This is a genomic window from Deinococcus sp. LM3 (assembly GCF_002017875.1).
Taxonomy (GTDB): Bacteria; Deinococcota; Deinococci; order Deinococcales; family Deinococcaceae; genus Deinococcus.
In genome coordinates this window covers 19,227-45,748 of record NZ_MUFV01000008.1, presented here as the reverse complement: position 1 = coordinate 45,748, position 26,522 = coordinate 19,227, and the positions used below count along the sequence as shown (strand labels likewise).

The 26,522-nt window shown below is 66.0% G+C and carries 22 protein-coding genes; 16 read left to right on the top strand and 6 right to left on the bottom strand.

Going from position 1 to position 26,522, the window contains the following annotated elements:
* Positions 1-319 precede the first annotated feature (319 nt).
* The 3 genes from BXU09_RS19950 to BXU09_RS19940 are packed head-to-tail and all read left to right on the top strand — an operon-like array spanning position 320 to position 7,514.
* On the top strand, positions 320-4,018 hold the full coding sequence (locus tag BXU09_RS19950) for a phage tail tape measure protein (RefSeq protein WP_078306054.1): 3,699 nt from the start codon (positions 320-322) through the stop codon (positions 4,016-4,018).
* Complete coding sequence (locus tag BXU09_RS19945; RefSeq protein ID WP_078306053.1) at positions 3,994-4,527, top strand: hypothetical protein; 534 nt, start codon at positions 3,994-3,996, stop codon at positions 4,525-4,527. The genes BXU09_RS19950 and BXU09_RS19945 overlap by 25 nt, the downstream gene beginning before the upstream one ends.
* On the top strand, positions 4,494-7,514 hold the full coding sequence (locus BXU09_RS19940) for a hypothetical protein (protein ID WP_078306052.1): 3,021 nt from the start codon (positions 4,494-4,496) through the stop codon (positions 7,512-7,514). Before BXU09_RS19945 ends, BXU09_RS19940 begins: the two co-directional genes overlap by 34 nt.
* Before the next feature lie 48 nt (positions 7,515-7,562).
* On the opposite strand, the gene BXU09_RS19935 is transcribed toward BXU09_RS19940, so the two are convergent.
* Positions 7,563-10,508, bottom strand: coding sequence for a Tn3 family transposase (locus tag BXU09_RS19935; protein WP_078305856.1), 2,946 nt, complete (start codon positions 10,506-10,508; stop codon positions 7,563-7,565).
* A 7-nt stretch (positions 10,509-10,515) separates the two neighbouring features.
* Positions 10,516-11,067, bottom strand: a complete 552-nt coding sequence (locus BXU09_RS19930) for a recombinase family protein (RefSeq protein WP_078305857.1) — start codon at positions 11,065-11,067, stop codon at positions 10,516-10,518.
* Positions 11,068-11,402: 335 nt separating this feature from the next.
* On the opposite strand from BXU09_RS19930, the gene BXU09_RS20785 reads away from it, so the two are divergent.
* The 6 genes from BXU09_RS20785 to BXU09_RS19905 all read left to right on the top strand — a co-directional run bounded on the left by BXU09_RS20785 (position 11,403) and on the right by BXU09_RS19905 (position 18,667).
* The gene (locus BXU09_RS20785; protein WP_144012424.1) at positions 11,403-12,086 is read left to right on the top strand and encodes a hypothetical protein; all 684 of its coding nucleotides are present in this window, start codon (positions 11,403-11,405) and stop codon (positions 12,084-12,086) included.
* Positions 12,087-12,716: 630 nt separating this feature from the next.
* A complete protein-coding gene (locus BXU09_RS19925; RefSeq protein WP_078306051.1) occupies positions 12,717-13,001 on the top strand; it encodes a hypothetical protein in 285 nt (94 codons plus the stop codon).
* A gap of 419 nt (positions 13,002-13,420) precedes the next feature.
* Entirely contained in the window at positions 13,421-14,854 is a 1,434-nt protein-coding gene (locus BXU09_RS19920; RefSeq protein ID WP_078306050.1) for a hypothetical protein, read from the top strand.
* Positions 14,851-15,282: a hypothetical protein gene (locus BXU09_RS19915; protein ID WP_078306049.1), complete on the top strand. Its 432-nt coding sequence runs from the start codon at positions 14,851-14,853 to the stop codon at positions 15,280-15,282. Before BXU09_RS19920 ends, BXU09_RS19915 begins: the two co-directional genes overlap by 4 nt.
* An 11-nt stretch (positions 15,283-15,293) precedes the next feature.
* On the top strand, positions 15,294-15,659 hold the full coding sequence (locus BXU09_RS19910; protein WP_078306048.1) for a hypothetical protein: 366 nt from the start codon (positions 15,294-15,296) through the stop codon (positions 15,657-15,659).
* Positions 15,656-18,667 (top strand): hypothetical protein, encoded by a 3,012-nt coding sequence (locus tag BXU09_RS19905; protein WP_078306047.1) that lies wholly within the window; start codon positions 15,656-15,658, stop codon positions 18,665-18,667. Before BXU09_RS19910 ends, BXU09_RS19905 begins: the two co-directional genes overlap by 4 nt.
* Here the strand turns inward: BXU09_RS19905 and BXU09_RS19900 are convergent.
* The gene (locus BXU09_RS19900) at positions 18,646-19,896 is read right to left on the bottom strand and encodes an O-antigen ligase family protein (protein ID WP_078306046.1); all 1,251 of its coding nucleotides are present in this window, start codon (positions 19,894-19,896) and stop codon (positions 18,646-18,648) included. The genes BXU09_RS19905 and BXU09_RS19900 overlap by 22 nt on opposite strands.
* 29 nt (positions 19,897-19,925) lie before the next feature.
* Positions 19,926-21,068: an acyltransferase gene (locus BXU09_RS19895; protein ID WP_078306045.1), complete on the bottom strand. Its 1,143-nt coding sequence runs from the start codon at positions 21,066-21,068 to the stop codon at positions 19,926-19,928.
* 201 nt (positions 21,069-21,269) lie between these two features.
* Between BXU09_RS19895 and BXU09_RS19890 the strand changes: the two genes are divergently transcribed.
* Positions 21,270-22,022 (top strand): acyltransferase, encoded by a 753-nt coding sequence (locus tag BXU09_RS19890; protein WP_078306044.1) that lies wholly within the window; start codon positions 21,270-21,272, stop codon positions 22,020-22,022.
* Positions 22,023-22,049: 27 nt separating this feature from the next.
* Here BXU09_RS19890 and BXU09_RS19885 read toward each other — a convergent pair whose 3' ends face one another.
* Positions 22,050-23,459, bottom strand: a complete 1,410-nt coding sequence (locus BXU09_RS19885) for an IS66 family transposase (protein ID WP_240501062.1) — start codon at positions 23,457-23,459, stop codon at positions 22,050-22,052.
* 187 nt (positions 23,460-23,646) lie between these two features.
* Here BXU09_RS19885 and BXU09_RS20780 point away from each other — a divergent pair, with 187 nt between their 5' ends.
* Positions 23,647-23,862: a hypothetical protein gene (locus BXU09_RS20780; protein ID WP_144012460.1), complete on the top strand. Its 216-nt coding sequence runs from the start codon at positions 23,647-23,649 to the stop codon at positions 23,860-23,862.
* Positions 23,863-23,954: 92 nt separating this feature from the next.
* On the opposite strand, the gene BXU09_RS19880 is transcribed toward BXU09_RS20780, so the two are convergent.
* Entirely contained in the window at positions 23,955-24,155 is a 201-nt protein-coding gene (locus BXU09_RS19880) for a helix-turn-helix transcriptional regulator (RefSeq protein WP_078306043.1), read from the bottom strand.
* A 192-nt stretch (positions 24,156-24,347) separates the two neighbouring features.
* Between BXU09_RS19880 and BXU09_RS21145 the strand changes: the two genes are divergently transcribed.
* From BXU09_RS21145 to BXU09_RS19855, 5 genes are all read left to right on the top strand, one after another.
* Positions 24,348-24,854 carry a hypothetical protein gene (locus BXU09_RS21145; protein WP_078306042.1) on the top strand — a complete coding sequence of 169 codons (507 nt, stop codon included), beginning with the start codon at positions 24,348-24,350 and terminating at the stop codon, positions 24,852-24,854.
* Between the two features lie 235 nt (positions 24,855-25,089).
* Complete coding sequence (locus tag BXU09_RS19870) at positions 25,090-25,461, top strand: hypothetical protein (protein WP_078306041.1); 372 nt, start codon at positions 25,090-25,092, stop codon at positions 25,459-25,461.
* Positions 25,454-25,771, top strand: coding sequence for a hypothetical protein (locus BXU09_RS19865; protein ID WP_078306040.1), 318 nt, complete (start codon positions 25,454-25,456; stop codon positions 25,769-25,771). The genes BXU09_RS19870 and BXU09_RS19865 overlap by 8 nt, the downstream gene beginning before the upstream one ends.
* A complete protein-coding gene (locus BXU09_RS19860) occupies positions 25,764-26,237 on the top strand; it encodes a hypothetical protein (RefSeq protein WP_078306039.1) in 474 nt (157 codons plus the stop codon). Before BXU09_RS19865 ends, BXU09_RS19860 begins: the two co-directional genes overlap by 8 nt.
* Positions 26,234-26,473, top strand: a complete 240-nt coding sequence (locus BXU09_RS19855; RefSeq protein ID WP_078306038.1) for a hypothetical protein — start codon at positions 26,234-26,236, stop codon at positions 26,471-26,473. The genes BXU09_RS19860 and BXU09_RS19855 overlap by 4 nt, the downstream gene beginning before the upstream one ends.
* Positions 26,474-26,522: the final 49 nt, after the last annotated feature.

Sequence of the window (26,522 nt, the reverse complement as noted above, 5' to 3'; positions counted from 1 at the left end):
TCATTCCGTGTGGGACGCAATGATCGGAGAGTCAACGGACTACCAATAGGCGTGATGTCTCAAACCATGCACCGATTGACTCTTGTTTTCGATCTGCTGATACCGGCCACGAAGACAGGCCGAAAATCGTCCCAGACGACCTTAATCGCGCTTGCGGTGCGAATGCTTGGCAAGGCAATACGCTGCAGCGTAAATAGTCAAAATCCGTCTCACATGTTGTTTGAGGCGACTCCACGCCGTCTCATCGTGCTGCCATTGCCGTTTTCTCATGCTGCTAATCGTCTGATTGCCCCTTCCTGCTCTCTGGAGGTTCCACCGCATGACCAACGTCGGATCTGCCCGCATCGACCTCACGCTGATCACCACGGCCGCGAAAGCCAGTCTGACCGCGTTCGCGAACGCTGCCCGCGCCGAACTGCAGGCGATCTCCAAACCCGTCCGCATCAACGTGAAGGCCGACCCGGCCCAACTGCGCGGCCAGGTGGACGGCGTGAAAGCCGCGTTCCGGAACCTGAACACCGACCTGAAAAGCCTCCTGCGGGTGGACGTCAGCGCCCTGAAAGGCGTCATCAGCCGGATCGGTAAGCAGATCACGGACCTGACCGCCCTGGAAGGCCGGATCCGCAGCCTCGGCGGCGGCCCTGGCGGGGGCGGCGGCAACGGGGCCGGTGGCGGCGGCCCGGGCGTCAGCAACGCCTACGCCTCGCAACTCCGCGCCCTGCAGGCCGACCTGAAGAACAGCGTCCTGAACACAGCTCAGTTCGATCAGGCGACCCGCAACCTGAAGGCCACCATCGACGCGGAGATCGCCAGCCTGCGGGGCCTCGGTCCCCTCACGCAGAGTCAGCAGGCCCGCCTGGACGCCCTGCGGAATAGCAGTGGCCAGGCCGCCACCGCTCTGAAGGGACTGGCGGACGCCCAGGCCCGCGCCGCCCGTGAAGCGGCCCGTGGTGCCGAGCGCGCCCAGTCGGAGGCCGTCGCGAAACTCGGCCGTGACCTCCAGAGCCTCAAGGGTCAGTACGACCGGGGCGAGGTCAGCCTCCGCACGTACCTGCGCGGCATCCAGGGCATCGAACGGGACGGCCGCGCCATGGCCGCCACCCTGACGGCCGGCAGCCGCGAGGCCGCGAACCTCGAACGGACCATGAAGGGCCTGACGCAGGCCACCCGGAACATCAACGCGCAGAGCATCACCAAGATCCGCGCCGACATGGCCGCCGCCCGCGCCGAGTTCGAACGCGCCACGGCCGCCGCCGGACGCTTCGCCGACAAGCGTGCCGCCGTGCAGGCCTTCGAAGCCGAGATGAAGCGCCTGGAAGGGCAGATCGCCGCCGTGGGCCGCCGCACGACCACCACGACCGCGCAGATGGGCGAACTGAGCCGCATGAGTGGCCAGATCCGCTCGAACCTGAACAGCCTGAACAACAACCCCAGCGGCGCCGGGTTCGCCGGAGGCATCATGGCTGCCCTGCGCCAGCTGCCGCAGTTCGCGCAGATCGCCGGGGGCAGCCTCGGCGCGGCCGCCGCGCAGGCCGGAACGCTCGGCAGCAGCCTCAGCGGCGTCGGCGCGGTGGGCGGACCCGTCGCCATTGCCATCGCCGCCGTCACGGCCGCCGTGGTCGCGCTGGGCGTCGCGATCGCCGCGAGCGTCAAGACGGCCGCGCAGTTCGAGCAGGTCCTCGCGGACATCCGCACCCTGACGCAACCCACCGCCGAGCAGCTGCGCCAGCTGACGGCCGCCACGTTCGACATCGGCAAACCCCTCGGGGTCGGGGCGCGCGACGCGGCCGGCGCGGTCCTGGAACTGAACCGCGCGGGCCTGAGCGCCACCGACGTGATCGGCGGGGGCCTCAAGGGCGCCCTGGAACTCGCCGGGGCGGCCGGGATCACTGCCGCCGAGGGCGGGAAGCTCGCCGTGAGCGCCATGACGGCCTTCGGGCTGCAGGCGCCGCAGCTGTCCACCGTCGCGGACGTGTTCGCGAACTTCAGCAACAAGACCTTCCTCGGCGCGCAGGACCTGAGCCTCGCGATCGCGGCGGTCGGTCCGGTCGCGCGCGACGCGGGCCTGAGCCTCGAGCAGTTCACGGGCACCATGGCCACCCTCGCGCAGGGCGGATTCAAGAACATGTCGGACGCCGGCACGTCGCTCAAGACCATGCTGCTGTCCCTGACCGCGCCGGTCGAGACGGGCGCCAAGGCCCTCGCGGCCCTGAACGTCAGCGCCTTCGACGGGGCCGGGCAGATGCGGCCCCTGAACGACGTCCTGAAAGACCTCAAGGCCAAACTGGTGGACCTGACGCCGCAGGCGCAGAAGCAGCTGCTCCGGCAGATCTTCGGTCAGGACGCCCTGCGCGCCGCGCAGATCCTCCTGCGCGAAGGCCCGAAAGCCATCGAGGCGAACACCGAGGCGATGAAGAAACAGGGCGAAGCCGCCCGCGTCGCCCGCGAACGTCTCGAGTCCCTCCAGGGCGCCGGGAAGCAGTTCGGCGCGGCGTTCGAGCAGGTCAAGATCCAGATCGGCACGCCGTTCCTCGCGGCGCTCGCCGCCATCGTGCGCGGCGCCACCCAGGCCGTCGAGGCGTTCAGCGGCATGATCACCCTCTCACAGGAAGGGAAGGGTGCGTTCGGGCAGCTGGCCGACTCGGCCCGCACCGCCATGACCGGCCTGGGCAGCATCGTCACGACCGTCTTCGCCGGCATCCGTGTCGTGTGGGATTCGGTGCTGTACCCCGTTCTGAAGGTCCTCTGGGAAGTGTGGACGGTCATCCAGACCGCCGCGACCGTCGCGCTCGGCATCCTGCTGAACGTCGTGAACGGCGTGTTCCAGGGGGTCATCGCCGCCATCGGGTCGCTGCTGTCCGCGTTCGGCGTCGGGCAGGGCGGCATCACCCTCAGCCTGCAGGGCATCGCGGACGCCGCCACGCGCGGCGCCGGCATTGCCCGCCTGGCGCTGGTCGCCCTCGGGCGGTTCGTGGCCAGCCTCCCGGACGTGTTCAAGCTCGCCGGGACCGGCATTGGCACGATCCTCGCCGGGGTCGTGAAGCTCATCCAGGCGTTCGGGCAGGGCGCACGCGCCGTGTTCGTCGCCGCCGGCGGGTACGTCGGTGCGTTCGCCGCGAGCGTCGGCCGGAACGTGCAGGGCGTCGGCCTGATCATCAAAGGGCTGGCCGGGGTGTTCGGGGCGCTGCTGCTGGCCGTCCGGAACGCGTTCGTCACGCAGGCCGGGCAGGTCCTCGCGGCCGGCATCCGCCTGTACGGGCAGTTCAGTGACGGCGTGAGCCGGGTGCTGTCGCAGGCGGCCGGGGCGTTCTTCCGGTACGTCGTGCAGCCCGTCCAGGCGGGCGCGGACTTCCTGATGCAGGCGTACAACCGCGTGAGCAGCATCGTCGCCGGGGCTGCGAACAGCATCAGCCGCATCCTCGCGCCCATCGGGAACGTCCTGAAGGCCCTGGGCCTGAGCGTCGGGGACGCCCTGGCCGGAGTGGCCAGCGCCGCCGTGAGCACCGCGACCGGGATCATCGACCGCTTCGCCGGTTCCTCCCAGGCGGCGTACGACCGTGCTCAGGCGGCGGCCGCCGCGTCCGCCAGGGACAGCGCCACGAGCACCGCCGACGGGGTCGCCAGCAGTCTGGCCGGCGCGACCAGCGCCCTGAAGGACTTCGCGGCCGACAACGGAGCCGGGAGCGCCCTGAACAGCGCCCTCGGGAACGTGCAGGCCGGCCTGAACGGCGTCAGTTCGTCCGGCGCGCAACTCCAGCAGGACGTCGCCGGGGTGGCCAGCACCCTCAAGACCGACCTGGGCGGCGCCGCGCAGACCGCGCAGGCCGGACTGGGCGACATCCGCACCGGTGCCCAGCTGACCGGCGCGGCCCTCGACGCCGTCCGCGCCCGCGCGCAGGACGCCGCGCAGGGCTTCACGCAGGACATCAAGACCCTCGGGCAGACCGCCAAGGTCACCGCCGCCGCCGTCCAGGCCATCAAACCCCCACCGTCATGCCCAGCGGCACGAAAACCCTGAAGGACCTCGGGCTCAATGACGACGGGACCGCCATCACCAGCAAGGGCGGCGCGAAGACCACCGCCGCCGACCTCGTCAAACAGGCCGAGCTGAAGAAGAGCCTGAAGGAACTCACCCCGCTAGAACTCGCCCAGGCCAAGGCCGAAGCGGAGCGGACCAACAACAAGAAGGCCATGACGGCCATCCTTGCCGAGGAGGCCCGCCGGGAACGGGAACGCACGTCCGCCGTGAAGGCCGGCACCACCGCCGACAGGGCGGCCGCCGCGACCCGCGAGACGCTCGTCCGGGAGATCCGGCAGAGCATCGCGGCGTTCAAGCTCCAGTCCGACCAGGGCAAGGTCACGGCCGCCAGCCTGCTGGCCTTCAACCAGCGGATGGAGGACTTCCAGGCGCGCGTGCAGAAACTCCCCTGGCCCTCCAGGCGGGCACGCAGGCGCTGTTCAACCAGGCGGCCGCCCTGGCGTCCAGCACGAAGGTGCAGGCCGCTGCCGCCCGGACGGTCGCCCTGAGTGGCGTGGCCCTCACCGAGTACAAGGAAGCCCTGCGCGGCAAGACGAAGCAGCAGCTTGACGACATGGAGAAGCAGGCCCGGGCGAACCGGCTCGGCACGCAACTGAACGCCATCCTGGCGGAACGTGCGCGCCGTGCGGGCGTGCAGGCCGCAGCCGACAAGAAAGCCCAGGCAGCAGCCGAGGCGGCCAGCAAGGCCCAGCAGACCCTGATCCGCGAGACCGGTCAGCTCAACGACCGGTTCAAGCTCCAGGTGCAGCAGGGCAAGGTCACTGCCGAGAGCCTCCAGCGCTACCAGCAGGCCCTCGCCGATACCAGGGCGAAGGTCGACCAGCTTCCGCCCGCGCTGCGCGCCAGCGTCACCGCCCTGATCACCCAGGGGCAGACGCTCGCCACTCAGGGACAGGGGGTCATCAACCGCCGCACGGAAATTGAGAAGCTCCGTGCCGAAGTTGACAAGTGGACCCTCTCCGAACTGGAGAACGCCCGCGCCCGCGTCCTCGCCAACGGCGGGGACAAGGACAAACTGGCCCTGCTCGACGCGGAGATCGGGAAGCGCAAGCAACTCACGGACGCGCAGGTGCAGCAGGCCCTCACCGAGAGCCGACTCGCGCAGGCCGGAGCCGACCAGGGCACCGCCGAAGGCGAGTACGAGAATCGCAAGGCGGCGGCCAAGGGCAACCTGACCGAACTGCTCCGCCTGGAACTCCAGTTCGGGCAGCGGGTTCAGGACGCCCGTGACGCCGCCGCCCGCGCGACCGCCGCCGACGAGGACCGCCAGACCCGCGAGAAGTACGCCAAGCTCCTCGCGCTGGAGGGCATCACCGACGCCCGCCGCCGGGAACTCGAGGAGGCCCGGGACCGCGAACTCGCCGCGAACACCGCCCGCCTGAACAACACCCTCGCGAAGAACCTCAGCGACCGCACCACCGCAGAGGAGGACGCCCGCCGCGCCCTGAACGCGGCCCTGGAAACCCTGGACCGGGACACCGCCGCCCGGATCCGCGCCAGCCTCCTGGCTGACCTCGAACAGCGCACCCGCGACGTCGAGAACCAGCAGGCGGACGAACTGGACGCCGAGAACCTCACTGAAGCCCAGAAGCTGGAGATCCGCAAACGCTACCAGCCCCAGCTGCTCGCCGCCAAGCGCGCCGAGGTCGATCAGTCCCGCGCGATCGAGGAAGCCGCCGAACGCGACCGCTACCAGGCGGCCGTGGACGAGGCGCAGCAGCAGGGCCTGCTGGACCAGCAGCGCCTCCAGGCGGACGGCACGACCCTCACCGTCCGGCAACTGCTGGAACGGGACCACCAGCTTGCCCTCGGCCGGATCCGCACCGACGCCGAGAACGCCTACCGCGACTACCAGCTGGCCGTGAAACGCGACACCGGTAAGCAGCTCACCGCCAGCGAGAAGGAGACCAGCGAGGGCCTGAAGACCGAGATCAACGGCCGCATCCAGGACCTGCAGGACAACCTCGACACCCAGGACGCCGCGCAGCGCGCCACCGCCCGCAGCGTGCTTCAGACCTGGCGCACCACCTACGCCGCCATGGGCAAGAGCGGGGAGGCGGCCGTCGCGCAGATCGACGCGGCGCTGCGGTCCCTCGATCAGGTGAGCGGGAAGGTCCGGCAGAAGGCCGCCGGGCTGGTCGGAGATCCGGACGCCCTGCTGACCCAGGGGGAGAAGGACGTGGCCGCCGTCGGCAAACCCGACGACGCAGGCAGCGCGAGTGCGAAGGCCGCCGCGCAGTTCGACACGCTGCGGGACACGTACACCACCAAGCTCGCGGACCTCCGCGCGGCCCTCGCGGCGTTCGCGGAGAAACGCGACGAGGACCTCACGCCCGACGAACTCCAGGTCCGTGACGGTCTGCTCGCCACGCAGCAGGCCTACCAGACGCTGCTGGACAACGTCACCCTGGCCGCTGCGAAAGCCGGCGAGGACGCCGCCACGGCGTTCAACCAGGCCCAGAAAGACCAGGCGGCCGAGAGCGCCCTGGCCCTCGCCGAGGCGCAGAAGGCCCTCGCGGACGCCGAGGGACGCGACGGCAGCCCCGCGTACCTCGCCGGACTGAACGCCGCTCTGGCCTACTGGCGCGCCCGTCTCACCGGACTGGTCGCCGGGACGCCCGAGTACATCGACGCCCTCAAACGCATCACCGATCTCGAAGGGAAGGTCGCCAGTGAAGGAAACCCCGCCGCCGACCGCCTGACTATGCTCGCCGGGATCGTCGGCAAGGGCGGGAAGCTCCAGGGCACCATCAGCGCTGGACTCGATGGGCTCGCCGCGTACCTGAAGAAGGGCGGCGGGCAGGGCGGCCTGATCGCCGGGGCGCAGGCCCTGATCGGCGGACTGGCCGGGGTGTTCAAGACCGGCGACGAGGATATCGACGGCGTGATCGACACCTTCGTGAGCGGCGTGCAGGCCACCCTGGGCGCCCTCGCCAAGGGCGACTGGATCGGCGCGCTGATCGCCGGCGTCACCACGGTCGTCACCACCCTCATCGACATCTTCCAGGGCGGCGCGAACAGCGCGAAGAAAGCCGCCGAGCAGGTCTCCCAGGCGACCAAGGACGTGAAGTTCTTCGACCTGAGCAAATACGCCAGGGTTGAGAGCCGCGGCGGATTCTGGGGCTGGCTGGGCTTCAAGAAAAGCAGCATCGACCAGGAGAGCGTCGACATCGCCAAGGGCCTCGGGGACGCCCTGTACAGCGCCATCAGCACCGGCATGCTCGACGGCATCAAGCAGGGCAAACGGTCCTTCGCGGAACTCGGCCTGGACGTCCGCAAGGGCCTCGGGCAGCAGATCCTCCAGGGCCTGATCGACGGGTTCGTGAAGAGCGCCGTCATGCAGGGCATCCTGCAGCCCTTCCTCGACACGTACATCACCGCCATGAAATCCGGGAACGCCCAGGCACTCGCCGAGGCCGCGAACGGACTCCAGGGGGCCATCGCGCAGGGGAACAGCGCCCTGACCACCTTCTAGGGCTTAACCTAGCGAAGGACAAAAATTTGTCCAACTCGCCTGTACCCGCTAGACCCTGAGTGGCAGCCGCTCATGCATATTCAGCGTGAAGGTGCCGTAGGGATTGATGTGCTGCCACTTCAGTGGGGTCAAGGCCCGCAGGTCCGCCCCGGTCAACTGCCCCTGCCACTCCGGCTCTGACAGCACCTGCTGCATCATCAGCGTATTGACGTAGACCAGGCTGACCTGGAGCAGGTGCAGGCCCAGCATCTGGATTTCCTGCTCCTCGATGCGGTTGCTGGTGAACTCGCCACCCTTGCCGTACAGGATGAAGTCGTTGGCGCTGTTCCACGACTCGATCACCTGCAAGCCCTCGTGGATCTCGCGGCGCAGGCTCTCTTGGCGCAGATAGTCGCACAGGAAAGCGGTTTTCACCGCTTTCCCCAACTCAGCCAGCGCCCGGTACGTCGGGTGCTGCACGTTCTGGCGGGTAAAGCGCCGCAGGATGCTCTCGGCGTCCGCCGTCCCCAGCCGCAGGGCGGTGGCGAGCTTGATCATCTCATCGTATTGCTGCTCGATCAGCTCCCACTGGATCGGGCGGGTCAGGATCGCTTGCAGGTGGACGTATTTTTCTGGCTCGCCCTTATTGGGGCGGTACAGCTTCTGGTGCTTGATGTTCTTCAGACGCGGCAGAAGCTGAAAGCCGAGTAGCTGACAGAATGCGAAGCCCACCTCGCTCTGGCCGTGGGTGTCTACGTAATTCTTGTCCACCGCCATCTCGGTGTCGTGCCGAAGCACGCCCTCGATCATGGCGGCCACCTCGCTGCTGGAACAGCTTTTGAGCTGGCTGTAAATGCACACCGAATGCTGCTCGACGTGCCAGTACACCATCACGCCGGGACCGCCGTAGCGGGCGTGCCACTCGGTCATCAGGTTCTGGTCCCAGGCCCCGAACTTCTTGCTGTCCGAGGCGCAGGCGGTGGTGGCCTCGCCCCACAGCGTGGCGTCCCTAGCCTGAAAGATGGCGTTGCACACGCGGCTGATCGCTGCCCGGAGGTGTTCCTTGTGGACGTAGCGACGACGGATGTACTGGAGGTCAGCGAAGCTGTCCTCCCCGCCCCCACTGCACATCCGCTTCAGGCCCGCGTTGGTGCCGATGCCGTGCAGACACAGCAGCAATCGGCGCTGCACCACCTCACGGCTCAGCACCTCACGGGCTGCCACCGAATGGAAGGCGGTGGTGAACCCGGTCCGCAGTTCCGTTTCTTTCAGGACATCCAGCAGGTTGGTCATCGGCCAGCGCTGTACCAGCGCCGCGGCCAGCCGGGTGATGTTCTGCGGTTCGGGGAGGGCGGCCAGCGGCGAGATTGACAGCCGCCCCTTCCCCTTCTTCGACGTGACCAGCTTGACTCTGGCGTTGGTGGGAAGATCGGTGTTCAGTGCGTCCAGCGCGGTTTCCATGTGGGTGCGAAGCTGACGGGTAAACGTCTGAGCTTCACCCGGTTGGGCCAGGGCCGAGTAGTACTCGGCCCGTTTCTGCTCGAAGTCGCCGGGAAGGTCCTCATCGGGATTGCGGAAACGCCCGGCTCCCTCGACCCAGACCTCCTTGCAGCGGATCTTGTCACGCAGCGTGGTCAGGACGCACATCTCGTAGGTGACGCGGTTGACCTTGCGCCCCTCGACGTCATCGAGGACCAGGGCCTGCCAGTCGTCCTTGACGACACCACCCAGCGGCACGTCCTCGTTCAGGGGAAAGGTCAAGGTCCGGCGGTCCCGGTATTTCGCCAGCAGCTCCAGCGCCCGCATGATGGGCCGGTGGCGGTCGTTATTGCAGCGGAAGGTCAGGGCGTCCAGCAGCAACGAGATGGCCCGGCGATAATGGTGGCCGTAGGAATTGCGCGTAACCAGGCGCACCTGGCGGTCATAGTTGCCCTCGGCCTCCATCTCGCGGATCAGGTCATCGAGAACCGGCTCCGGCACCACCGGATAGATCACTTCCCGTACTGCTCCTTCCGGCTGAGCGCGGGCGGCCTTCGCCAGCTTGAACAGCAGCGCACTCTTGCCCCTGACCCGCCGGAGTTGCCGCAGCAACTCCGCCTCCACCTTGCTCTCGGCGTGGGTGCCGATGTGGTGGGCCACCCGGATGAGCAGTTCCACCAGGTCATCGGTGACTTCGGTCTGGCGTTGCCAGCACAGCGCGGCCAGCAGGACATGGCGCAAGGGGGCGGGATGGCGTCGCAATTCGCGGGGCGGTTCGCTGGCCGCCCGGCGACGGTACTGCCCGACGACTCTGGGCGGAACGCCAGTGAAAACCTCGGAAGTCAGCCCCAGGGCGCGCAATTCGTCGAGCTTGGCGAGTTCTTCGAGGACGGTGTCCACCTTGACCCGCCCGGCGGTGTCCTTGAGCGCGGCCAGCGTGGAGCGGATGACCAGAAGGGGTTGCAGGTCATCTGCCGCCGCGTCAGTGCTGATCAAAGCGTCCAAGGACTGACAGGACTGGGGCTTGAGGCGAGCCTGAATGCCTTGCAACCAGCGGGCTTCCTGCCTGTTCACGGCAGCGCGCAGGCAACGTCCCAGGCGTTCCGCCGTGGGCGGAACGAGGCGCTCTCCCCGCAAAAACTCTCGTCCCTGCTGTTTCAAGGTTTCCGAGTCTGAATTGAGATCGGCGATCAGAGGCATGAGATGGGCGATCAACGCGGTTTCATCCAGCCCCCGAAAGGCCCGGAAGCCACAGAAGTGTGCCACCTCATCGCGGTAACGCCGAGCGGTTCGGGTGGACCAGTCCACCTCCGCCCAGCATGCCGGGGAGACCGCAAGCTGCTGGGCCAGGAAATCGACGACCACACCGGGCACCCCTTGGGGATGGTCCAGAAACTCGCCCTGGAGCTGAAAGGTCTTGAGCAGCGCAGCCAGACTTAGCGAGGCCGCCTCGCCCTTGAAGCCCAGGAACGCCCGTTCTGGATGGGTCAGGGTGAACTGCCCAGCCAGCTCTTCGGGGGACCAGTCGTGTTTCACGCGCCAGCTAACGCCGGAGCAGTCGGGTGATGGTGCTGGGATGGACCCCGAATAGGCGGGCACACTGCGCCGCTGTCCGCCGCCCGGACCCCACCGACTCGCGGATGTCCTGTTCCTGATGGGGCAAGAGCTTGCGTTTGCGGCCTCCAACACGCCCTTCCAGCCGGGCCTGTTCCAGGCCCGCGCGGGTTCGTTCCCGGATCATGGCCCGCTCGAACTCCGCGAAGGCCCCCACCATCTGCATCATCATTCGGCCCGCCGGGGTGGTGGTGTCGATGGCCTCCGTCAAGCTGCGAAAGCCTACGCCCCGATCTCCCAGCAGCTCCATCAGGTGAAGCAGGTCCTTGAGGCTGCGGCTGAGTCGGTCCAGCTTCCAGACGATGACCACATCCCCTTCTCTGAGCTGGTCGAGCATCTTGTGGAGTTCGGGCCGGTCCCAGCGGCCCCCCGAAGCGTGTTCGGTGAACACGCGCTCAGCCCCACCGTCCTTCAGCGCCCGCAGTTGCGCGGCGGTGTCCTGTTCGTGTTGCTTGCTGACGCGGGCATAGCCAATCTGCATGGGGCCTCCAGGGTTGCGAAAACAGGTTGCCAATTCAGCTCATTGTGCAACATAGTTTCGCAATGTGGGAAGTAGCCTGCCATCAGATGGTCCAAGACATTGCACAGACGGTCGTTTCCGCAAGCTTGGCGCACAGTCGCGGTCCAGTCATATCGTGGCTTTCGCTTGACGCCTCACCTATTGACCCCATGTAGGGCTAGCCTTCTGAGCTGAAGCTGTGAAATCTCAGAATATTTTTTCAGGGCTGGCGGTCATATCTGCGTGCCGTACCAGGCAAGCCCCCGTACGATGCCAACGAGCATCCCCAAATCTCACTGGTTGCTCAAAGGAGCCGTATGCTACACAAACAAATGCTGTGCTGGGCAGTCATCGCTGCCGCCCTGACCGCCTGTGGACAGTCCCAGGATGTGGTCGAAGCGCCCACTGCTGAATTCACGCAGCAGCAGCTTGACGCCACCTACGACCAAATTGTTACCCAGCGGCCCGAAGTACAGTCAGCGCTTCGCAAACTCGGGCTGAACTCGATTCAGGATATGAAGAAGGATGTACTCTATACGATCCTGCCGACAGGCGAGGTGCAGGAAACCTCCGTTGTGGATCTCCCCAAGCTCGGTGCTCAGCAACTTGGGGTGGGAGTGCCACGAATTGCCGAGGAAGTAAACGGCATCGTTGCGGGTCGTCTGGACGCCTGGTCACGAGCCAGTATTAGCTGCGTCGATGCCAGCCCATTTGACGGCATTGATGCTCGAGCAACCGTCACCCACAGCATCTCCGTCGTTGGCCCAAACAACCGTACCTTCGGTCCGTACACTTCTACGACTGGCACCGGGTATGGCTTCGCTCAGACAGCACGCAAGTTTATGGGCGGAAACACCACAGCGACCGGACGCTACGCATTCGCGTACTTTCTCGAGGCGTCCTGTGATGGCGCACAAACTTTCGGTCGAGGCGAGAGTATCTGGAGCGTAGCCGCCAACCGCGCTAGCGTCGTGCAGCCCCTCGTGCTTCAACCTTATTGAGATGCTTGTAGGAACAGAGGTGCCTCATGGCACCTCTGTTATGGTTTTGCCTATGGGGATTGATGTGAAGGCGTTGATGGATCTACTTGCTGTTGCTAGTGGACTTGGAGGTGATCTGTGCGTCGCATCCGCCGCGTCCGATTTCAACTGCCCCGCACCACTTCCCCAAGCCGCACTTGCGCATTTTCAGGGAGCTTACTCGACCCAAACAGTCAACGAGTCATACCAAGCAATCGTGTTATTGGGGACGAATGATCCGAGTGTCATAGCCGACCCAGGGGCATTTGCAACCTGTGGATGGCAACCGTTGTCTCAGCTCAAGCAAGCACCAGCAAGTCCGGTTTTGGCGTACTGTCATCCGGCATATCAGTTGGTCTTACGCATCAATGTAGGCATCCCGGGTGAAGACCCCTCCTGGTGGCGCATCGATGGTGCCCTCACCTATGTCCGCTTGGTGACGTGGCGCTCAAGGTGAAGTTCGCAGCTAAAACCTAATCTCAGGGGCAGCGATGCCGTCGATTGGAGGACTCCCGGGCTCCACTCTGGAGACTTCAACGACTTGGCCAAAATATTGGCTTTCGCTAGGTTAAGCCCTTCTACGAGACCGTCCTCGTCCCCGCCGCCGAGAAGATGGGCCAGTTCGGCACGGACGTGCAGGAGCAGGTCGGTCAGACCGGGAACTCCGCCGTGGATCTCGGCCTCGCTGCTGCACCCACGGCCGTCAGCGCCGCCCCCAGCTACATGACGGACTTCAGCGCGTCCGCCACCGAGGTGGCCGCCGCCTTCCGGAAGGTCACGCCCGTCCTGGAACGCCTCGCGGACGACGGCCTGCGCGTCCAGGCGGAAAGCCACGTGGAACTCAAGTCGTTCAGCGACCTGCGCTCCTATGCCCTGCACCTCGCGGGCCGCACCTGATACGGACTGCCGTTTGTTTCGCCAACAATCCGGAACTTCACCGGATTGCCGGCTCCACGTCCGGCAGCCCGCTGTTGCTCCCACTCGCTTCGCTCGGATTGAACGGGCTTTGCAGCCCATTCAATCGGAGTCCGTATGAAAGGAGGTGATTCACCCTGCCCTGGCAAGTCGACCTGATCGCGCCGGACGGCGTCACCGTCAAGGCCACCCGCACCAAGGACCAGCCCACCGGCATCGTCGGCGGGTTTACCTGGAGCACCACCCGCCTGCTCGACGGCATCACCGCCGAGCTGCGCGCCCGCGCCCCCGACCTGGGCGTCCGGAACCGGGACCTGATCCGCCTGAGCATCGGCGGCCAGCCCATCTTCTACGGGCCGGTCGTCGAGTGCCCCCACCCGAGGGACCCGAACTTCGGGGACGTGAAACTCGTCGGCGCGAGCGACCTGCTCAGCCGCCGGATCATCGGGAACGAGATCTTCGAGAACGTGGACGTGGCCGTGATCGTCCGAGCGCTCGTCCAGAAGTACCGGCACCCCGCCGTCGCCTACGACGAGACACTCATCCCGCTGACCGGACGCACGCTGACGAAGTTCAGCATGCCGTTCCGGAAGCTCGGGCAGGCGCTCGACACCCTTGGCAAGACCCTCGACACCCAGCGGGGCGTGCCGTTCGGCGTGCTCCCGGACGGACGGTTCTTCTTCGCCACTCCCGAGCCGCCCACCCTGACGCTCGGCGTGAACGACGTGCAGAGCCTCGCCCTGCTCACTGTCAGCGGGGACGACGCCATCACCGAGATGACCCTGATCGCCCTCAGCCGCGCCAGCGGAACCGCCCCGAACGTGGTGTCCGTCTACCCGGCCGGATACGGCGCCGGGACCATCACCCCCGGCGGGATCGTCACTCGCGGCGGATTCACTGCGCGCGGCGTTCCGTACCAGCCCGCCACCTATACCCTCAAGACCGTCGCGGCAGGCTTCGAGACCTACGGCCTTCAGGACGCAGCCATCGTCCCGGACGGCTCGGACGTCCTGACCCGCACCCTGCCGCTCAGCGACGTGCTGAACGACGGGTTCACCGACATCGCCAACGCCATGGACGGCAGCGGCACCACGTACGCCCAGAACGACGGCGTGAGCCGCTCCCCCTACCTCCAGTTCCGCGTGCCGGCCGGCGCGAACGCCGACCCGGTCGTCGGGATGCGCGCCCTGTACTCCCTGGACATGAACGGCCTGAACGCCAGCAGTTTCCCGGGAGAGATCACCCTTCAGTACTCCTTCCCCGACCCGACCGGCGCGACCGCGTACTTCGCCACGGCCGCCTTCGACTTCCACCTGACCGACACGGGCGGCGCACCCCGTGAGGTCACCAGCCTGCGCCCGCTGCCGGAAGAGTTCCTGGCGTCCCTGCGAAGCGCCCCCTGGGCGGTGGACACCCCCGCCCCGTACACGGCCACCGTGAACTTCAGCTTCGAGACACTCAGTGGCCAGTCCACCGTGCCCGCCGGGCGCCTGAAGCTCTACGCGCTGGAGTTCATCGGGCTGGACCGCGTGAAGGTGGACACCATCGCGCAGTCCAGCCTGCGGCCGCCCGCGCAGGAGCCCACCGAGTTCAGGGTCACGGCCCTGCCCAGCGCGCTGAGTAGCGTCACCCTGACCGGCCACCCAGGCGGGAACCTCGTGGGCGACGTGGCGGAGATCGCCGGGGAGCACACGGCCGCCGGGCTGACGCGCCTGACCATCAAACTCCAGCAGCCCGGCGCGAGCGAGGTGTCCCGCCTCGTGCGCCTGATCACGCAGGAAGCGGCGGCGGGTGCACAGACGGACCTGCGCGGCTACATCGAGAGGAACCCATGACCCAGCCCAGTTACCCCATGACCATCCACCTGGCCGTCGGGGCACCCCTTGTCCTGACCCGCGTGGAACCCGTCGCCAGCGACCGCGAGTACGCCGACACCGTCGAACGGGCCGTGGAGAGCAGCGAACAGCAGGTCGGCGGGGACGGGGAGCGCGAACCGCACTGGAAGAAGTTCAACACCTGGCTCCCCGCCAGCAGTCGCCCCAGCGAACGCGCCGCCACGCTCGCCGCCTTCGAGGACGCCCTGCGGTACGCCACGTACGCCGAGATCGACGGCCTGCGGTACCCCATCGACCGCATCCGCGTGAAGGGCACCAGCTTCTACGCCCACGGGTACCTGCTGGCCATGGAGATGATCGGCCCGTACCCCGAATTCCAGTTCGTAGACGCCGGTGGCAACCCCGCTGGCCCCGCCCCCCTCTGGTGAAAGGAGCCCTCATGGCCCCAAGAAAACAGACCGCCCGGCCCGCCACGTCCGACGAGATCCTCGCCGGCCTGAACGACCGCATGACCCGCCTGGAAGCCAGAGTGGACGCCGCCCTCACCCGCCTCGAAGCGTTCCTGTTCGACCCGCCCGCCGGGCCACCCGGACCGCCCGGAGAACCCGGCCCGCAGGGGGAGGCGGGCGCCACCCCCGACCTGACCGCCCTCACGGATGACCTGCAGGCCCGCCTCGACCGCCTGGAGGACCTCGAACGGCAGATGCGGACCCGCGTGCACCAGGTCGCCGACGAGAGCGAAGCCAGGGTGCAGCGGGCCATCACGCAGGTGAACCTCCTCACCCGCAAAGGAAGTGACCAGTGAAAGCGAAAGTGACCGGCGTGACCGCCTGGCAGGGAACGCCCACCGGCGGGACGCTCAGCATCCGCGCGCCCCGCTACGTGGACAGCAGCGGCAACGCCAGCCCCGAGGAGTACAGCGCCGTCCTGGACGTCAGCCACACCCCGCCCCGCTGGATGGACGCCCTGGACCCCACCCGCGAGCTGTACGTGATCGTGCAGGGCCCCGACGACCTGCCCGGCGTCCGCGCCCGCTTCTACGAGGTGCTGGACTACGGCCCCGACAAGGCCGTCCGCACCGAATTCACCCGCAAGCTGATTTCCTCCGACCTGAACGGCCTGATTTTCGACTACGCCATGCCGGAACCCACCGACATCCCGGTCGGATTCGGGGACGCCCCGCTGACCATGCGGGCGGCGCAGCAGGTGATCGAGGAGGGGGGCGCGGTGGTGTCGGAGTGGACCGATATCAAGGTCGATATCGCGCAGAGTGCTGCCCTCGCCACCGCCGCCGCTGGCATCACGCCCCGCGATAACATCGCCGCCATCACCGGCCCGGACGGGTACTACCGGGCAATGGACACCGGGTACGTGTACCAGCGGGAAACGGTGGACAACCTCACCACCAACACCCGCCGTCGCGATCTGGAGGCCGCGACCGGCACCCTCGCCCGCAACGGCGCATTCCCCCTGGCTGATTACCTGCCCGATCCTGGCGGCAGTACAGACCACACCGCCGCCGTGACCGCGTGGCTGCAACTGTCCGGCTCGCAGGCATTCGCGGGTCGGACGTTTACCGGGAGTGGCCTGTTGCGCGTCCGGCCCGGCGAACTGATCATCAACAACCCGTATGCAGCCGGGATCATCGGGCCGCTCACCATCATCCCCAGCGCACCCGGCGCGGGCGCAATCCTCACCCTCGGCAACGGCACATTCGAGCCGAGCGACCTCGTGATCCGCGATCTGAAAATTGACCTGAACGGGCAGGACGGCCCGGCGTTCCACTTCCGGCGCACGAACATCTTCCACCTCTCGGACGTGCAGGCCCGCAACATCGGCGCGGGCGGCACGGGCTTCACGAACGAGCCGGGTCAGATGTTCCAGGAGATGTATTTCACCCGCCTTCAGGTGTGGAATAACAGCGTGAAATGCGCCTACGGCGTGGATTTCACGCTGACGGGCAACGCAGAGTTCCATTCTGCGAACATCGAGCAGGCGCAGACGGGGATGAGGCTGCGTGGCGCGGGCCTCTGCGCCGTGAAACTGTTCGGCGGCCATTTTGAACGCATGGGCGCGTGGGCGATCGACGCAGAGGACGTGCAGCTCCGGGCCTACGGGCCGGAGTTGTACAGCGGCGGCCTGCGCCTCGGGCACGGGTGCGTGGGCGGGGATATTGACCTGGGCTACCTGCCGAGTATTGAGATCAACGCCGGGATCGTTGACCTGGGGATCGGCAACCGCATCCGCCGACTGGCGGCGCAACCCGCGACGGGCGCGGCCCGCACGCCCAGCCTCGACTTCGACGGGGGCGAGTGGTATCGCGCGGTGAGCAACGCCGTCACCGACCCGACCTTCACGGACGGGGCGACGGGCTGGACGGCCACGAACGCCACCCTGGGCGCGCGGGAACACGTCGCACCCGGCGCGAAAACCGGCAAGGCCCTGACGGTCACCGGGACCGCCAGCGGCGGCTACGCTGAGCGCACCGTGACGGTGGACGCGAACAGTGATTACCTGCTGAGCGCCGTGCTGCTGATGCACACCGACAACCTGAGCAACGCCCGCGTGGCCGTGCTGGACGCGGCGGGGACCACCACCATCTACGACAGCGGCACGCTGGACTACAGCCTGCCCGCCCTGTACGGCGGCACGAAAATGAGGTGGCGCGTACACCGCAAACGCATCCCGACCGGGAGCAACACCACGCTCCGCATCCGCATCTACAGCAACGCGGCGGGCGTGGCGACCGTCCTACCCGCACTGCTGCTCACCAAATCCCTGTACCAGATGGCGGACGGCACCACGGGCGGGACCGGGGCAGGCAGCGGCACCGACTACACCCTGAGCAAATCCGCCGCCGGGGCCATGAGCATGACGGCCTACCGGAACGGCAGTAGTAAAAACCTCGCCGCCTACGCCTATTTCCGCGTCACGGCCCTGACCGGAGAGGTGCTCTGGGGTGCCGGTGGGGACAGCAACAATACCAGTGCCGGAGAGCAGTTCACGATCCGCGAAACGGGCGAATATTGCCTGCCGTTGGGCAGCCTGCCGGTCAACGGCGTCACGCGGTTCTACACCTATAGCGGGCCTGCCTCAATCACGATCAGCGACCTGTGCCTCATCCCCATCCAGCAGATTCCGGGCGAGAGCGGCCCCCCTGCCGGGCAGAGCTACGTGACCACGACCACGCCGGGCGAGGTGCGCCTCCCGACCATCAATCAGGGCGCGGCAGGCACCACCACGGTCACGTACCTCGGCTACCAGCAGATCACCGGGGTTAACGGCAGCAGCAGCACGCACGAGATATACGTCGGCGCGAACGCCGACCCGAACGGCAAACGCAAGTTCGCGGGGCTGAAGGTCGTGGCGCAGGGCGCGTTCCTGAACGACGTGCAGGCCCGCCTTCAGGCCAGCTACGGGGGTGGCGCGGACGCGAAGGACGTGGCGGTGGCGCAGCTCGATCCGTTCGGCGTGCCAGAGTTCCAGGTGTACGCCTCCGGGTGGAACACAGGGCGGTTCCGGTTCGGTACAGCCTATGACTGGATCAGCGCGGCGGGCCTGCGCCGCAGCAAACAGGGCGCGCCATCCAGCGACACGGACGGCGCGCCCACCCAGTACAGGAAATTGCAGGGCACCACGCACGGCACCATCGGGACGACCACCATCATTGGGCACGGCCTGGGGTACGCGCCCACGCACATCATCGTGGTGCCACGCGGTGCGGGCGCGGTGTACTACACGGCAGTGGACGCCACGGACGTCACGGTGGCCGCGACGGCGGCAAACGTGCCCTACGACGTATACGTGGGTTGATCCGACCGGCTGATGCTCACCAGCGTCAGCACCAGCGTTCCTGCATAAGCTGTCATCCATGACGTTTCCATCAGGCCATGCAGGATGAGGGCAATCACCACGTAGGCCGCAAACGGTGACCGATGGGTGCGGCGGAACAGGCCGCCCAGGTAGGTCAGTGCGGCGAGTAACCCGGGCACGCCCAGCACCATCAGCGCGTTGAGGTAGGCATTGTGGGGGTGGGTGAAAATCCCGCCGGAGAACCCGGTGAGCATCGGGCGGGACGCGGCCCACCCGCCTCCAATGAACAGGCGGATGCCCTCCAATTGCGACAGGGCGTACGGCCACAGCTCCGTCCGTCCTGTCAGGTTGGTGATGTCGCTGCCGTCGCCCTTGCTGATGCTCTCAATGCTCAGGCCGCCCGACGCAAACAGCAGGGCAGCGCCCGCTCCGCCCAGGAGATAAAACCACACGCTGCGCCGCAGATACACCCAGGACACAGCAATGAGCATTACGGCGAGACTCGTGCGGCTCAGCGTCAGGTAGAGCGCTGCCGCCTGCATGACCACAGCCAGGCTCAGAAGGCGGCGGTGGGTTGTGGTGCGCCACTGGGAGAGCAGTGCCCCAATCCCGATCAGGGAGATGATCGCGAGGCCATTGGGATGCGTGGCGAGGCCCACCATCCGCGCGACCTGCGTTGTCCCGTCGTAACTCAGCACCTCGACGAACCGTCCGAGGGGGGTGAAGAAATACGCTATGAACGACGCGGCCACATACACGCTTGTGCTGAGAGCGAATGCGCGTCCCACCTGCATTGGGTTCAGGGTGGATACCACCCCAGCCCCCAGCAGAAGGGTGCAAATCCAGGTGTAGAGGCTGACAAGACTGTATGTGGAGTTCAGGCTCCAGACGACGCTGACCCCGCCCAGGAGAAGCAGCACCATGAGTGGCATTAGGGTGCGGCTGCGCAGGGCGTGAAAACCGCTCCGGCGCATTAGATGCACGCCTATCAGCGCGGCCAGGGCGTACCCGGTAAGGCGCATGACGACCTGCCAGTCCGCAGTTAACGTCTCGGCGCCCACAAAGGTCCGAGTACGGTAAGAAGCGTCAATGAGAAGAGGGAAGAGCGTCACTACGAGGGTCGCTAGCGTCTGCGGATGCGCCAGCCTGTTGCCCGCGAGGCGCATTAGCAGCACCAGGCTGAAGAACACACCCGACAGGGCAGTGAGGGCGGGGAGGGTGGCGTCCATGCACACAGTATGCCGCGCCGCACAAAGGCTCAGGGCATGTGGGACCCAGACTCTAGGGGTTGCCGGGGTCGGCCAATTGCACGGCTCAGAGAGATGCTGGGCACCTCAGTTACCCGCCACGCTATCCAAGCCACGCACAGAGTCAAGATTAAGACAACCGGAGGAACGAGGGGCAGTGGAAGAAGCTCGCCGAAGCTGTGCAGCACTGTAAGCAATACAATGGGATGCCAGAGATACAAGCTGTAACTGATCGATCCGAGCCACAGAAAGGCTGGGCGTCGCATAGTGTCTGCCGCTTTCTTCGAAACCATAAGAATGCCTACGACTAGGGCGGCGCCAAGCACGAGAGGCCAGTCGGCAACAATTTGCCACGTTGAAATCGGTGTGTGATTCATGATTCGGAAAGCGTAGGACAGAATGAAAAATCCGATAATTACGGCTGCGGTGCTTCTGTGCCTGCCATCCTGAATCCATTTGCTTAGTGAATTCTGTTCGCGCACGAGTGCTATGCCTACACCGAAAGGGAGAAGATAGCCGAGCGTGGCAGTCCAGTCCTTCACTATCAAATCGGTCGTAACAAGCTGGAGGATCTGCGCGATGGCGGATAGAGCTAATAAAATAGTTAGAGAGCGTACGGTCCCGGCATGCTTAAAAAGTAGTAGAAGAAGGGGAAATATGAGGCTGATTCTCATTTCGTGAACGAGAGACCAGACGGCAAAATCGAGAGAGTCTGTGTCAAATGTTCCTATCATGAAGATATGTTGTATCAGATTGCTAAAATCTGGTTTTGATGTCCAAAATTGGTTAATCCAATCGTTGAAGGTTGGTAGATTTCCGTAAAGACTAGCTTTTAAAGCCGCAGATATTAAAACAGCAATCAGATAGGGAAAGTATAGCCTAACAATTCGCCTTAACGCAAAGGACGTGTATGGCATCTGGCGTTGCAGCATAATAGTAAGTGCAACGCCAGAGAGTACAAAAAATACGATAACCGCTTCATGTCCGGCCCAAAAAATATTAATAGGAGTATACCCTAATGTGTTGAAAGTGTTTTCTAGAGGACTCCCTTTTAGGAGTAGAGGGAAAATATGATAAATAGCAACACTGAGAGCCGCGATTCCTCTGAGTGCATCTAACTGGTCAAAACGGGGGGGGGAGGGATTACTGGGCACGACTCACAATACTAATTTTCCCTATGTGAGAGCCCACACAGCGGCGCTGACGCCACGCATTGGGGGGTATATGCAGGGCGGGGCGGCACAACAGAGAGATGAGTTCACGACGTGCCCACGCAGCACTGGGCAGGTTTCCAGTGGTACGAGCCTGACACGATTGCGCGTACAGGCGGGTGGGCCGTCAACTAGGATGGCTCCATGAGGCTCCCCGCATTGACCGGTATCCGCGCTCTCGCTGCGCTTTGGGTCGTCATGTACCATTTTCGCGATGACGTGGTGGCACTGTTCCCGGCCCTGGCAGTCCTCGACCCTCTTGTGAGGGCAGGCTACCTAGGGGTGGATCTCTTCTTCGTTCTCAGCGGGTTCATCCTGTGCCATACCTACTTCGATCAGTTCCACAACGGGGTGTCCCTTCCTGCCTATCGCCGCTTCTTGCAGGCACGTATCGCACGCGTATACCCGGTGCATTTCGTTACTCTCCACATTGTGCTTCTTGGTCTGCTTGCGGCTGGCACCTTGGGTTTTGAGATCTACAGTATTAACGGCAGCCCAGCGGCTTACGTGGCGCAGTTGTTTATGGCGCATCTGTGGCTTGGGATGGGATCGACGTTCAACTATCCGTCCTGGTCAATCAGTGCCGAGTGGTTCGCGTACCTGCTCTGCCCACTGCTACTTATTGGGATGGGACGTCTGCGCACTCCAGCTCAATTCGGAGCGGTCGCAGCGGTGGCTTTCCTGGGCAGCGCCGCACTTCTCGCGCAGCGGACGGATCTGGCAGAGACCTGGCTCCCCAGAATCATCGGTGGGTTCGTGGGTGGCGCGGCAGTCAACATGATCTACCGTGCCACACCGGCTTTTCGTCATGGACCAGTGCTGATCTGGGGGGCCCTGGCGCTATTTTCGGTCGGTATCATGGTCCATGGGGGGTATTGGTTTAACGTCTGTGATTAGCGGTCGGTCGAAAGCGCAAGCGCCCAGTCAGCGCATGAGTCCAGTCAGGACCGCGACGGGGTCCTGACCGCGCAACCGCGCGGTCTCCACGGTGGACTTGATCCGCATGTACGTCTGCGCACCCACCGCATTTTTGCTGCACTGCGAGACCTTCCTCGCCATCACCACTGTCCGCAGACTCCGTTCCGCTGCGTTGTTCGTCGGTGGAATGTCCGGGTCCTTCAGGAACCGCCACAACCGGTCCAGCACGCTCTGCTTCAGGATGCCCAGTCGGAGTCGCTCGTTCGCTTTCGACTTCAGTGGTGCCCGATTCAGCAGGATGTTCAGGCGCAGGGTGAGTGCCTCACCCTGCTGCGCATACTCCTCTCGCGTGCATACCCCGGTCGTCACTTCCCGGTGCAGTCGGATGCCGTCCCGGAACACCTGCGCGACCCGTTGCCCGTACAGCTCTCCCCGCCCAGGTTGCCGCTGGAGAACAGCGGCGACTTCATCCGCGTTGCGGATCAGGTGCGCCAGGCACTTCTGCTGCCGGACGTCCTGCAGGTAGCGGCTGTCGTACGAGGAGAAGCGGTCGCTGATCAGCACGCCGGCGAAGTTGTGCCCCAGGCCTTCCCGAACTTCCACGTTGGTATGCCGCAGGTTCGCGCGGAACAGCACGGTATCCGCGCTACGGAACGTACCCACCCAGGCGTTCTGGGCGCCGATCCGCCAGCCGGTGTCGTCGTGATGCACGAACGAAGCCTGTTGGATCTGTGTCTGCAGCGCGTCGACGTGGGCAGCCAGGGCGCTGCCGTCGGCCGCAAGCCGCTGTGCGGCTTGCGTGATCGCACCCTGCGTGATCTGGAGGCCGCCGAGGAGGTCCATGACCCGACCGATGCGGCGGACCGGGAGGCCCAGCTCGTGATGCAGGGTCTGCAGGGTCGCGTGCAGGACGGGGCCGAGTCGATGGGCAGTGGCACCGACCTGATTGGCTTTCAGGTCAGGATGGTCACCACGCACCGCGTGGTGACACTGCGGGCACTCCATGACGGGCACGTGGTACTCGGTGACCTGCATGGCGTTCTGGGGGACGAGTTCCGTGACCCAGGCCTTGTCCTGACGGGTGAAGATCAGCGGCCCCGTGAATCCACAGCGAGGACAGGTATTGGGCGTGTCGACTTCCACGGTGGCCGTGATCTGCTCTGGCGTGGGTGGAGACTTGTGCGTGAAGGTGCCTTCACCAGGACGCCGTCCTGGTGACTTGGGATCGGCGGTGCGTTTCTCCCGACTGAAGGGGGCGGCGTACTTGCGTTCCCGCCGTTCGAGTTCCTCGATGCGCTTCTTCAGGCGGGCGATTTCCGCTTTGAGGGCCTTGTTCTCGGCGATCAGTTGGTCGATCTGCTCGGACTGATGACGGATGATCTCGAAGAGATCCTTCTCAGTCGCCCCAGTGCCCATGGACAGCATGGTAACGGCCCGGGTGCCCGGCTGGAAGCCGGGCACCCGGACGAGCGCTAATCACAGACGGTTTAACTTCGCATTCGGTCTGCTGATCTTCGGTCTGGCGTATCAGAAGGGCGCGGTATCACGGTGGCTGTCGAAACCGAGCGCCAGTTACTGGGGGGAGGTTAGTTACGCGTTGTACATGACTCACGCCATTGTGCTTTCGGTGATCTCCAAGGTGCTTCCTGGCGAGGCGTTTGCTGATCGGGCGTGGTGGATTCGAGTTGGAGTGGTGCTGATTTACGCTGCTCTGATCGCTGGGGCAGCCGTTGCGACGTATCACGTGGTCGAGCGTCCGGCACGGGAGCGTTTGAAGCCAAGACCCGTGACCATGCAAGTCGAGCCAGTCGTGACCTGAGCTGACTCCGCAGATTCTTACACACAGAATCAGGTCCGGTATCAGGCCCTGAACACGAAGGAAAGGGGGAGCCGCGCGGCTCCCCCTGGTCGTCAGTCGCCCTTGCGTTTCAGGGTCAGCTCGACGCCCAGCTCCTCAAGGATGTCCGGCCAGATGCCGGCGGGCTTCCCTCGGTCGAGCAGGGTGCGGCTGAGGCTCTTCTCGTTGACGCCGAGTTTCTCGGCAAGGGCGCGCTGGGAGAGGCCTTTCTCCTTCATCAGGCGCTTGATCTCGGCTCGGATCTCGTCGGTCATCTCTCTCAAGGGTAGTCCTCCAGTGGGCGTTCTCCCGAAGTGGTGGATGTGCGTGAAGACTGGAACGCTTGACATAAGTTCAACCGAAATGGTGGAATCGTGGCAAGCCACCCGGCCCACAGTTCACGCTGGGGCCGCCTTCCCGTCCCGCCCGCAGGCCTTGCGGCGGGCCTTTCCTCTGGAGGTTCACCCATGCTCAACCGCATCCTGTCCGCACTTGCCCTCGCCCTGGGCCTCGCTGGTTGCAGCGTGACCGCCCCGCCCCGCGACAATGCTCAGTGGACCAGCGACGTGCACGGCGTGAGCATCACCTGGCGCTGGACGGCTCCCGGCGCGCTGGGGGAGCCGGTCGCGGACGGTGTGGGTGGGTTCCGGACGGTCGGCGGGCACGCGGAGGTCCGGCCCGGCGCGGCCAGCTGCGTGGTCGACCTGGACCCCACCGTGATCCGGCAGCAGCTCACGCGGGTCGCGGCGCACGAGGCGGGTCACTGCCTGCAGGCGCGCTACCTGAAAGTCTTCGCGGACCCGCAGAACCCGGACCCGTACACGCACCAGCTGTTCGAACGCTGGGCTGAAGCCTACGCGCAGGCGTACCTGCGGGCCTGCGGGCAGAGCCTCCGCGCCCTGGGTTGGCGGGACCCCATCGCCCCGAACTGCGCCGCCCCGCCCCACCCGAACGACATCCCCTTCAGCCTCTGACCACACAAACCGCCTGAGTAGTCCGGTACCCCCGCCACCGCGCGGGGGTTCTTCATTCCCGCGCGCTGCCCCTGCCGGCGCGCGGGTCACGCACAGCAGGGGCAGCGGACAGGGCTCCAAAAGCAGCGGACAGGGGATAGCGCCCCCTGTCCTGCTCCGAATCATGCGCTCCGCGCGGCGAAAAATCTGCCAGGAGAGACCAGATGTTGTGTAGACAGCACGTTGGAGGTGTTGGATGGCCACCGAACTGATCGGCCTGCAGGCCGCCACCACCATCGGCTGCGGCCTCAGCGCCGCATTCCTCCACTGGGCCGGTGTCGTCACCCGCGCCCGCCGCGTCCCCGCCCGACAGCTCTTCGCGGAGATGGTCGCCACGTTCGTCGTCGGGGCCGGCATCGAACGCGGCCTGGACTGGGTATCGCGCGGCACGCTCGACGTGATGAGCAAAGCCATCGGCGCGTGCGTCGTCGGCTTCGCGTACGGCCCCACCGCGCTCCTGCTGGCCGCGCGGTACGGCGTCCAGAAGTACATCCCCGACGCCCCCGCCCCGCCCCCCCTGGAGCCGCCCGCGCCGACCACCCCACCCGGAGGTGACGACCGTGCTTGACCTCCTGATCGCCCTGCACATCGCCGTGAACGACCTGAACCGCTGGATCGTCGGGCCGCCCATCATCCTCGCGAGCGTCACGACCGTCATGACCGCCGTGAGCGTCCTGACCGCCCGGCGCCTGCGCCGCCACCCGGATCCCGGCATTCGCTGGAGCTCTCTGGCGTTCGCGGCGGTGCTGCTCCTGCAACTCCCCACCCGGACCGCCGACCCGAGCGCGTTCGGGCGGGTCCTCGGCGCGGCCGCCATGACGTGGCTGCTGCTGGCCCTCGCCATCCGCTGGCGGAAAAAAGGAGACCCCCATGACTGACAGCCCCTGGCATGCCGCCCTCGTCGACACCACCCGCGCCGCGAACGCGCTCATGAACACCCCGTTGATCACCGACCCGGAATGGTCGTACCTGGCGGTGAGTATCTACCGCGTGCTGATCATCGCGCTGCTGGGCATGCTGGCCCGGCGGATCGTGGCCGTCGTCCTGGAAGCCCGGCGCACGCACCCGCCACTGACCATCCTGGCGCTGCTGGAGTACGGCGGCCTGGAACGCTGGCGGCCAGCCGTGATCAGCGCCGTGGTGGGGGTCGCGCTGCTGATCGTGTGTCTCGGCGGGCAGATCCTGGCGGGGCAGGTGGCGGGCAGCTCCCTGGGGCACCTGACCCTGTACCTGCTGGTCGTGTACGCGGGCCTCGCCGCCCTGTGCCTGGGCATCGGCCGGGGGTGCAGCCTCCTGCAGGAAGTCATCCGGGTGCAGTCCAGAACGCAGCAGGGAGCGACGTGATCGGCCGGACCGTCATGGCCAGCGCGGCCCTCCTGGTCAGCGGTGGCCTGATCGCCCAGCGGATCCCGGTCGCCGCGACGTACTGCGCGGCGACCGTGGAGCGGACCGCCACGCTGGGGATCGTCGAGCGGCTCGCCATCCGCCCGTCCGTGGACTGCCCGGCGCGCGGCGTGGTCCGCGCCCGGAAGCGCAGCGCTCTGAACGCGGAAGGCCCGTACCAGCCGATCTACCCCTGACAGGTGCGTGGGAGATCCCGAGCGGCGGCGTCCGCAACGAGTGGGTGGG